Source organism: Streptomyces sp. AA4 (assembly GCF_000158875.1).
GTDB lineage: Bacteria > Actinomycetota > Actinomycetes > Mycobacteriales > Pseudonocardiaceae > Amycolatopsis.
Map to the genome: position 1 here is coordinate 2414799 of NZ_GG657746.1, position 7807 is coordinate 2422605.

The 7807-nt window shown below is 71.1% G+C and carries 8 protein-coding genes; 6 read left to right on the forward strand and 2 right to left on the reverse strand.

What is annotated here, in order from left to right; all coding sequences use genetic code 11:
• Positions 1-114 precede the first annotated feature (114 nt).
• Together SSMG_RS11350 and SSMG_RS11355 are read left to right on the forward strand one after the other, a co-directional pair.
• Positions 115-2217: a primosomal protein N' gene (locus SSMG_RS11350; RefSeq protein ID WP_009075824.1), complete on the forward strand. Its 2103-nt coding sequence runs from the start codon at positions 115-117 to the stop codon at positions 2215-2217.
• A gap of 500 nt (positions 2218-2717) precedes the next feature.
• The gene (locus SSMG_RS11355; protein ID WP_009075826.1) at positions 2718-3263 is read left to right on the forward strand and encodes a GNAT family N-acetyltransferase; all 546 of its coding nucleotides are present in this window, start codon (positions 2718-2720) and stop codon (positions 3261-3263) included.
• A 4-nt stretch (positions 3264-3267) separates the two neighbouring features.
• On the opposite strand, the gene SSMG_RS11360 is transcribed toward SSMG_RS11355, so the two are convergent.
• Complete coding sequence (locus SSMG_RS11360) at positions 3268-4410, reverse strand: hypothetical protein (RefSeq protein ID WP_050788148.1); 1143 nt, start codon at positions 4408-4410, stop codon at positions 3268-3270.
• Positions 4407-5474, reverse strand: a complete 1068-nt coding sequence (locus SSMG_RS11365; RefSeq protein ID WP_037713343.1) for a helix-turn-helix domain-containing protein — start codon at positions 5472-5474, stop codon at positions 4407-4409. The genes SSMG_RS11360 and SSMG_RS11365 overlap by 4 nt, the downstream gene beginning before the upstream one ends.
• 253 nt (positions 5475-5727) lie before the next feature.
• Here SSMG_RS11365 and SSMG_RS11370 point away from each other — a divergent pair, with 253 nt between their 5' ends.
• The 4 genes from SSMG_RS11370 to SSMG_RS11385 all read left to right on the forward strand — a co-directional run bounded on the left by SSMG_RS11370 (position 5728) and on the right by SSMG_RS11385 (position 7673).
• Complete coding sequence (locus tag SSMG_RS11370; RefSeq protein WP_009075829.1) at positions 5728-6348, forward strand: hypothetical protein; 621 nt, start codon at positions 5728-5730, stop codon at positions 6346-6348.
• Between the two features lie 34 nt (positions 6349-6382).
• The gene (locus SSMG_RS11375) at positions 6383-7045 is read left to right on the forward strand and encodes a Crp/Fnr family transcriptional regulator (RefSeq protein ID WP_009075831.1); all 663 of its coding nucleotides are present in this window, start codon (positions 6383-6385) and stop codon (positions 7043-7045) included.
• 71 nt (positions 7046-7116) lie between these two features.
• Complete coding sequence (locus SSMG_RS11380; RefSeq protein ID WP_050788149.1) at positions 7117-7449, forward strand: hypothetical protein; 333 nt, start codon at positions 7117-7119, stop codon at positions 7447-7449.
• Positions 7446-7673 (forward strand): hypothetical protein, encoded by a 228-nt coding sequence (locus SSMG_RS11385; protein WP_009075834.1) that lies wholly within the window; start codon positions 7446-7448, stop codon positions 7671-7673. Before SSMG_RS11380 ends, SSMG_RS11385 begins: the two co-directional genes overlap by 4 nt.
• The last annotated feature ends 134 nt before the right edge of the window (positions 7674-7807 follow it).

A 7807-nucleotide genomic window follows, 5' to 3' on the forward strand; every position in this document is an offset into this window, starting at 1 on the left:
GAACCGTCAGCACAATCAAACTTCGGGGTGCCCCACGCCACCACCGGGCCCCAGCAAAACCGGAACCTCCCATCGCCGACAGACCTGTCGCCGCCGTCTGGTAGAGATCTCCAAGTGACCAGCTCCGAACCCACCCCCCTATGGGACCTCCCGGAGCCTCCGCGCTCCGCCCCGGAGCCGAAGGCCACCCCGGCGAGAAAGACCCCCCGCACACCGACCCGCTCCCGCAAAGGCCAGCAAACCCCAGCCCCGGAACTCCCGGTAGCGACGATCGCCGTAGACATCCCCCTGGCCCACCTGGACCGCACCTTCGACTACCAAGTCCCGGAAAAACTGCACGAATCCGCGGTCCCGGGCTGCCGAGTCCGAGTCCGCTTCGCCGGTCAGCTCGTCGACGGCTACCTCATCGAACGCACCGACACGACGGACTACGAGCGCAAACTCGCCTACCTGGAACGGGTCACCTCGAGCGAACCCGTCCTCCCGCCGTCGCTGCACGCCGTCTGCCGCTCGGTAGCCGACCGCTACGCCGGAACCCTCTCCGACGTCCTGCGCCTGGCCCTGCCCCCACGGCACGCGAAGGTAGAAGCCGAACCACCCGCAGAACCGGCCCCCGCGCCAGAAGCCCCGGACGTCTCCGCCTGGTCCCGCTACCAGCGCGGCGAGGCTTTCCTGGAAGCGATCGCCGAATCCCGGCAAGCGAACGCCGTCTGGCAAGCCCTCCCCGGCGAAGACTGGCCCCGCCGCCTCGCCGAAGCGGCCGCGACCGCGGCGGCTCAAGGCCGGGGCGCGGTCCTGGTAGTCCCGGACCACCGAGACCTGACCAGGGTGCACGAGGCGTGCATCGAGTTGGTGGGGGAGCAGGGCGTCGCCGCGCTGATCGCCGGTTTGGGCCCGGCCGAACGGTACCGGCGCTGGCTTTCCGTGCTGCGCGGCGCGGTCCGCGTCGTCGTCGGCACTCGCGCGGCGATGTTCGCGCCCGTCGCCGATCCCGGTCTGTTCGTCGTCTGGGACGACGGCGACGATCTGCACCTGGATCCGCATGCCCCGTATCCGCACGTGCGGGATGTGCTGATGGATCGGGCGCACGCCACGAAATCCGCCTTCCTGGTCGGCGGATTCGCCCGGACCGCCGAGGCTCAGCTGCTCGTGGAATCCGGCTGGGCGCAACAGATCCAGGCCGATCGCACCGAACTCCGCGCCGCGGCCCCGCGCGTGACTCCGGTGGGCGAAGACTTCGACATTGCCCGTGACGAAGCAGCGCGGGTCGCCCGGCTTCCGGCGGTCGCTTTCGAGGCCGCGCGCCAGGCTTTCGCCGCTGGATTACCGGCTTTGGTCCAGGTTCCGCGCCGCGGTTACGTCCCCGGATTGTCCTGCGGCCAATGCCGGACGCCCGCCCATTGCCGTCGCTGCGCCGGTCCGCTCGCCCTGCCCGGCGGTTCGGCCGACGGTGCCCCGCGTCCGCCCGCCTGCCGGTGGTGCGGCGTCCCGGAGACCGCTTTCCGTTGCCCCGCTTGCGGTTCCGTCCGGTTGCGGGCCGTGGTGGTCGGCGCGAAACGCACTGCCGAAGAGCTGGGCCGGGCGTTCCCCGGGGTTCCGGTCCGGACCTCCGGCGCCGCCGAGGTCCTGGCGACCGTCCCGGGCCGCCCGGCTTTGGTGGTGTGCACGCCGGGTGCGGAGCCGGTCGCCGAGGGCGGATACGGAGCGGCGCTGCTGCTGGACGGCTGGGCGTTGCTCGGACGTCAGGATTTGCGGGCCGCGGAGGAAACGCTCCGCCGCTGGATGGCCGCCGGAGCGCTGGTGCGCCCGGCGTCGAGCGGGGGCCGGGTGATCGTCGGCGCGGAAGCCGGGCTGGCGGTCGTGCAGGCGCTGGTGCGCTGGGATCCGGGCTGGCACGCGAGCCAGGAACTGGAACAGCGCCGGGAGCTGGGTTTCCCGCCCGCGATGCGGATGGCGAGCGTCGAGGGAAGCCCGGCCGCGGTGGCGAGCGTGCTGGACGACCTCCCGCTGCCGGACAGCGGCGAGGTGCTCGGCCCGGTCCCGCTCGGCGACTACGACGACGAGGGCAACGCGGAACGCGAGCGGGCGCTAGTACGAGTGGCCCGCCCGGACGGCCGCGCCCTGGCGGCGGTGGTCCGCGACGCGGTGGCCCGCCGCGATGCCCGGAAAGCGGTCGAGCCGGTACGGGTGCAACTGGACCCGCTGGACCTGATCTAGGCGGAATTCGACGGCACGTTCGGCCCTGCTCATCCGACCTGAACAGAGGCCGGATCAGCAACCGTGAAGCCCGCGAGCAGGACTGGCTGGCCCGCTGCCAGGAACCGGTCGGGCTGGGGTAGTGGCGAGGCTCATCCGACCGGAAAGAGGCCGGATCCGCCGCCGCGCGAACCCGCGCATACCGCTGGATCCGCCAAATCCCCTCCCTTCCGCCGCGCATTCCCGCACCCAGCCCCGCGGCCGAAACGGCTTTCCGCACTACTGCCCGGTCACCGTTTGAACCGGTTCGTCCCGGGGTGTATTGGGGACGTGGAAACCGGGGGAGGGCGGCGAGGACGCCGGGCGGCCGGTTGCTCCGTTCGCCGGAGCGCGCTGCGGCGTTCGCCGTCTTCGCGTCTGCCGGGCGCGCACCTAGTCTTGAGGCCCAGCAGCCAAGATCAGGACCGCGGCCCGGGCCTCCCGCCCGTGCGCCCCGGTCCCGCGGACAGGAGCCGGCGTTGATGGGCGACGTCTCGATCCGGCCAGCTGAGCAGGCGGATCTCGCGGCGCTGGCGGAGACCCTCGGCGACCGGGGGTTTTTCGAGGACCGGCTCACCCGGCAGGCGAAGGGCCTCGGCGTCCTGTTCGCCGCGTGGTGCTCCGCGCGGCCGGTCGGGTCCGTGTACCTCTGGCTCGAGGACGCCGAGGAACCGCCGATCCGCGGGCATCTGCCGGGCGTTCCGCTGCTGAACCGCCTGGAAGTGGCCCCGGAGGCGCGCAACCGGGGCATCGGCGCGGCTCTCGTGCGCGCGGCCGAGGACTACCTGGTCGGCCACGGGCACGCGCTCGGCGCGCTCGCGGTCCGCACGGACAACACCCGCGCCGCCCGGCTGTACCGCCGCCTCGGCTACCACGACTGGGGCCACGGCACGGTCGTCTGCTACGCGGAGCGGGTGTCGCCGGACGGGCGCACGGTGACTGAAGCCGAGCGTTGCCACGTGCTCGTCAAAAGCCTGCCGGACGACCGTCCCGCGCCGCTGGCCAGCCGCACGTGCGGCGAACGCTGAACCTTCAGGACTTGTGCACGATCTCCGAAATCCCGAGCGTCCGGAACGCGGCGTCCGGGTCGTCCGCCGCATCGTGCCGCGCGCGCAGCGACTCGAGATGCGTCTGCCACGTCTCCCGGTCCTGCTGCCAGGCTCGCAGGTACTCGACGCACAATTCCGGCTCGATCAGCAGGCTGCGTCCGCACGCGGCCTTCAGCGCCGCGATCATCCGTTCCTCGCGCGCGCCGGTCAGGTGCGGTGCGTCGCGGACCTGCTGCAGCGTCGTGCGGATGAACGCCCGGCGGCTTTCCAGGAAGCCCTTCCAGTACGCGACGGTCGCGTCGGCGATGCTGAGACCGTTGTCCAGCAAGCAATAAATGCCTTCGGCGAGCGTGTCGCCCAGCTCTTCGGACCGGGCGCGCGCGGTGTCGCGATAGGGGTCGTAGTCGCCCTGGTAGGCGGTCCCGGTGACCGCGGTGGCGCGCAGGCCGGTGTCGCCGAGGAGAAAGAACCAGTCCTCGTTGTAGATGTCCGGGAAGAACGAGGTGTACGCGTCTTTCCCGACGACCAGCGCGCCGCCGCCGACGAACGTGTCCTGCTTTCCTCCGGACTCGCGGTAGGCGTGGCACACCACGGAGTTGTCCGGCATGCCGGTGTTGGCGAGGCCGACCGCCGCGTACTCGTCGAGCAGGCCCGCCGCCGCGCGCAGGTCGCCGGGGCGCGAGAGGTGGATGTCGTCGTCGAGGAAGAGGATGCGCTGCCAGCCCGCGAGGTCGGCGACGAGCACGCCCAGGTTGCGTTTGAAGCTCGTGTCGGCCCGGCGCAGCATGCGGGCCTTCCGCTGGCGCTGCAGCAGCTGGTTCGCCTCGAACGGCGGGACGGCGCCGAGACCGGCGGCCTCGTCGGTGTCGATCGCGCGGACGCGCACCCCTTCGCGCTTCGCGGCGAGGACCGCGTCGGTGGCGCGCGCGTTCTTGCTGCACAGCAGCAAAAGCGTGGCGTCGAGTTCGCGGGCGGCGCGGAACGCGTCCTTGAGGTAGGCGGCGGGGCGCCCGTTGGGCACGACGATCGCGTCCAGCTGGGCCTGCGGCGCGTCATCGGCGGCGACGTGATGCAGCAGGCGCTGATGCGTCGTGTGCTGCGCCGGCGCGGCGACGGTCGCGGTCATGGGTGGCTCGATTCTGGCCATTCGTGCAGCCGGTTTTCTGGCAGGGTCCAGTCCGGGGTGAGCCCCTGGTTGTCGAAGACCGGGACCCGGCTGATGATGCTGAAGGAATCCGCGCCCGCGAAGCGCTGGTCCAGGTAGGCCTGGTTGCGGTCGCGGAAGCGGCGGTCGGTCAGCGCTCGTACGGCCCCGAGGGTGCCGCGGCCGTACATTCCGTTGCACACGGTCACAGTGCGCTTGCGGTTGAGCGGGCTGACGCCGTGGTAGAAGTGCGCGACGTCTTCGATCAGAGCGCCGTCGCGCAGTTTGGCGCTGAACAGTTCGGTGGTCCCGTCGGGGCGGGTCACTTCGAAGCCGGTCTCCCGCTGTTCCTCGTCGCCCTTGCGGCTGATCTGGCGGACCGGCACGTCGACCCGGTCGAGCAGCGCGCGGGTCTGCGGGTTCCAGTCGACGCCGCCGAGCAGCACCAGGTGCGCGGTGTACTCGTCCGCCGACAGCGTCGTGTTCTGGTCGGTGGTGCGGAAGGTGACCTCGTTCGCCGGGTTGCACGCGCGGATGTGGCCGTAGAGCTCGAGCAGCGCGTCCGGGTCGGCGTAGGTGTAGAGGTTCACGTAGTCCGGGCTGGCCGGGTCGGTGTAGGCGATCCGGTACTTCTCCGGCAGCTGCGCGCAGACGATCACGATGTCCTGGTTCGGCGGGAAGTGCCACAGGCTCGACGGGGCGAAGACCGGCTGGGCGGGCGGGTCGTCGAGGTCGCCGCGCAGCGCCTGCAGCTCCGCGAGCAGTTCCTTGCGGACGGTGTGCTCGTCGTCGGTCAGCTCTTCGAGGTCCAGGAGATGAAGTTTGCGGCCCTGCACCGAACGGCGGGTGCTGAAAAAGGTCGCGTACGCCTCGAGCCGCGGCTGCGGGGGCGTCACCGGTTTCGCCACGTTCTCCCACGACGACAGCAGGCCGGTGCTCACGCCGAAGGCCTCGGCGAGCTGCTTCTGGGTGAGCACCACGTCGGACCAGCTCTCCTTGCGCAGGGTACGCAGGCGAGCGGCGAGCGCGGGGTTGGGCTGAGACACGACTTCAGACCCTTCAGTGAAGTTCAGTCAGACGTGAATGGCGGGGATTCTACACCCGGGAGGCCGGGATAGCCGGACGGGCCGGGGTCGAGTGTCGGCGCGCATTCAGGGGTTGCCCAGGTGGGGCCGGTCCCGCAGTTGAACCGCAGATGTCGTGTGCGCGACACCGTTGTTTCAGTCCGGGTCCAGCCTTATAGTAGCTGCTGTGAAAGTCTACTAGATTTCAGTAGCTTCCTGAAATAAGGGGGCGGTCATGGACACCTCAGCAGTACCGGCGCCAGTGCACCGAGCCATCGTGGTCGTCGACATCGAAGGGTCGACCACCCGTACGAACCCGGCTCGGGCCGGGCTCCGTTCGGTCCTGTTCGCCCTGCTCGACGAGGCGTTCCGGGCCGGGGGCATCACGGAGGAGTTCCGGGATCCGTTCGTGGACCGGGGCGACGGGGCGCTGTGCCTGGTCCGCCCGGTCGACGAGGTGCCGAAGACCGTCCTGCTCGCCCGCGTCGTGCCGGCGCTGGCCGAACTGCTCGCCCGGCACGGCGACCAGGACCCCGAACTGGCTTTCCGCCTGCGGGTTTCGGTGCACGCCGGAGAGGTGCACTACGACGCGCACGGACCGTACGGCGAGGACATCGACATCGCCTGCCGGCTCCTCGACGCCCCTGATCTGAGACGCAGGCTCCGCGGTTCCACGGGACCGCTCGCGCTGGTCGTCTCCAACGCGATCCACCGCTCGGTCGTCCGGCACGGCTACGCCGGGATCGACCGCAGCTCTTTCGCCCACGCCTTCCACGTGCGCGTCGGCGGCCAGCGGACGCGCGGCTGGGTCCGCACCACCGACGCCGTCCGGCCGGGAGCGGGACTGATCGCCTGAACGGTCCGGCCGACGACGAGGAGGGGGGACCGCCGTGGAAGCGATCGGGTTCTGGCCGGCGCTGGGCGCCGCGGACCGCGCGAAGTTCGAAGAGCTTTCCGTCCGCAAGGCCTACCGGCGCGGGGACGTCCTCTGCCGCGAAGGCGAACAGGCCTCGGTGGTGCTTCTCCTGCTGGCCGGCCACGTCCGGATCACCAACGCGACGCCGGACGGGCGCGAGGTCGTGGTCGGCGTCCGCGGCGCGGGCGAGGTGATCGGCGAACTGGCCGTGATCGACGGCGGACGGAGGTCGGCGACGGTGCAAGCGCTCGACGAACTGGACGTCCTGGTCGTGCCCGCCGCGCGGTTCGTCGCGCTGTGCCGGCGCGAGGCGGCGATTTCCTGGGCGCTGGTGCGAGTGCTGGCCGACCGGATGCGCGACGTCGGACGGCAATGGCTCGATCTCGGCGGCGGGACAACCACCCGCCGCGTGGCCGCGCAGCTGATGCAGCTGGCGGTGCAGCACGGCGTGAAGCGCGGCACGGACATCGAGGTCGCGGTACCCGGCACGCAAGCGGAACTCGCGATGACCGCGGCGATTTCGCGCGAATCGTGGGCCAGGGTGACGCGGGAGCTCCGCCGCCAGGGGGTGATCAGCACCGCGCGCGGCCAGGTGACCATCCACCGGCTCGCGGAACTGCGGCGGCTTGCTCGCTGAACGTGTCAGCTGACACAGATTTCCCGGCGCGGCCGGGGTTTTCTGGAAACACACCACCGAGGGAGGCAGTCATGGAACCGTTTCTTCCCGCTCCTCAGCCGGTTCGCTGGCGTCGGGGGGTGTACGCGGCCGCTCTGGTCGTCCCGTTCACCGTCGCACAGGTGTGGGCGGTGCTGGTGCTGCTGAGCCTCGACTCGCTCCACGGCCTCGCCGGACAGGCCTTCCTGGTGACCCTCGCCGGTTCCGTCGTCGCGACGGCCGTCGGCTGGCGCTGGGTGTGGCAGCTGGGTTCGGAACGCCGTCGGGTGCGGGCGCGCGAGGAAATGCGGCAGCGCGCGTACGAGAACATTCGCGAGTTCGGGCGGGAGAACCTGCGCGAACCGCGGATACAGGTGCGGTCGTGAACACCGTGCTGGCCGTCGCGCAGGGCGGCGGGCAGGGCGTGTCTGCGGGGGTGCTGGTGCTTGCGTTGGTCGTGCTGGTGGCGGTGATTCGGGTGTTGCGGTGGATCGCTGGGGTGGCGGTTCGGGTGGCCGCGTCTGTGGCGGCGATTTCCGGGTTGGTTGTGGGGGTTGCTGGGGTTGGGGGGTTGGCGACTGTGGCTGCGGTGGTGATGGCGTCGAAATGAGGGTGGGCATCGGTTCTGTCGTGGGGGCGGAACCGGTGTTCGTGGGTGGGGGTTCGGCTCGTCGCCCTGGCGGGCGACGTTGCCGTCCCCTGGTTGCGTGGGGCACCCCGAAGTTTCATTGTGCTGACGGGCGG

Excerpts from the sequence above, each read along its gene's own strand:
- SSMG_RS11355 (WP_009075826.1), top strand. The coding sequence starts at position 2,718 with ATGGGCGACGTCTCGATCCGGCCAGCTGAGCAGGCGGATCTCGCGGCG.
- SSMG_RS11360 (WP_050788148.1), bottom strand. The coding sequence starts at position 4,410 with ATGACCGCGACCGTCGCCGCGCCGGCGCAGCACACGACGCATCAGCGC.
- SSMG_RS11370 (WP_009075829.1), top strand. The coding sequence starts at position 5,728 with ATGGACACCTCAGCAGTACCGGCGCCAGTGCACCGAGCCATCGTGGTC.
- SSMG_RS11380 (WP_050788149.1), top strand. The coding sequence starts at position 7,117 with ATGGAACCGTTTCTTCCCGCTCCTCAGCCGGTTCGCTGGCGTCGGGGG.